The sequence below is a fragment of the Pseudomonas sp. 05T35 genome, from assembly GCF_056396605.1.
Genome location: NZ_JBFTLU010000896.1, coordinates 1 through 589, shown reverse-complemented (window position 1 = coordinate 589; position 589 = coordinate 1). Strand labels below are relative to the sequence as shown.

The 589-nt window shown below is 58.7% G+C and carries 1 pseudogene; it reads left to right on the top strand.

The features are described 5' to 3' along the window. Positions 1-397: 397 nt before the first annotated feature. Positions 398-589: pseudogene (locus tag AC1DH9_RS30540) on the top strand (AraC family transcriptional regulator); the annotation flags it as partial.

Below are 589 nucleotides of genomic sequence, written 5' to 3'. Positions count from 1 at the left end.
GTGCTACAGGAAGATCGTGCATGCAGGGTTTACGACTGCTGCGCCCGAGCGCGGACCGAGCCGAACGCAGCCTCGCAGGCTCGGCAGCTGCTACGGGAATTTGTACTGACGCGGATAGGGGTAACACCCGTGCGCTGTTCTGGGCAGGTAATACTCAAGGCTTTGCACCATTCGATGAACGGCCGCCCCTGTTTGCAACATTGAGGTACTGTCTTGGGCAGCCTGGAGCGTTGTTCGAAGGTGAGTCCCGGTCCCGAAACAGCCGCGTTATCCACTTAGTCGATGATTGCTATCCACTGGGTTGGCGTAGGCGTTCAGTGGTCTGGAAGTTGCTCGACTCAAGTCAGAGGCGCGCCGTCAGAGCGCGCGAGAAAAATATTGCCGTGGGTGCGCCGTGATGAGTAGCAAAGCCGATCCGCAGTTTCGCGATATTCGTATCGATCACTATGACCTTGAGGGGGCGCGGACCTGGATGTCAGGGATCTGCGGGCCGCACCGTCTCGAAACCGCGACGCCCGAACGGATCCGTTTTCATCACACCGCCAACGTCTTCAAGTCGATGGCCACGACCCTGGGCACTATCGAGTAC